The sequence below is a fragment of the Bacillus pretiosus genome (assembly GCF_051294775.1).
Taxonomy (GTDB): Bacteria; Bacillota; Bacilli; order Bacillales; family Bacillaceae_G; genus Bacillus_A; species Bacillus_A wiedmannii.
This window is the reverse complement of the sequence record NZ_JBPPHF010000176.1, coordinates 1-308: the sequence shown is the minus strand read 5'-3', so window position 1 is coordinate 308 and position 308 is coordinate 1. Positions and strand designations below refer to the sequence as shown.

Below are 308 nucleotides of genomic sequence, written 5' to 3'. Positions count from 1 at the left end.
TATTTTCGCGTTCCTCTACCGTCTCATTAAATGTACAAACTACACTATTTGCATTAATCTGGCACGTACCGAAAACACGTCCTGACTCATCCTTTAATGTAATCGTACCACTAAATCCTATTAATTCTGGCGGTAGCGCTAACGTTAATGTATCCCCTGCCTTCATCTCTTTGCCGGGTTTTTCGCTAAAGTTTACATGTATGCTAGTCTTTTCCCCATAAGTTAATTTTGTTTTTTCGATTGTAAAACTATCGACTATTCCCGATGTTCTTAATTCTTGAGCATGTCCTATAATAGGTGTGAAAACC

The 308-nt window shown here is 38.0% G+C and carries 1 protein-coding gene; it reads right to left on the bottom strand.

Features of this window, described 5'->3' with window-relative positions:
* Nucleotides 1-308, bottom strand: a 308-nt coding sequence (locus tag ACSG5Z_RS30385; RefSeq protein ID WP_435712799.1) for an Ig-like domain-containing protein, incomplete at both ends; no start/stop codon positions are given.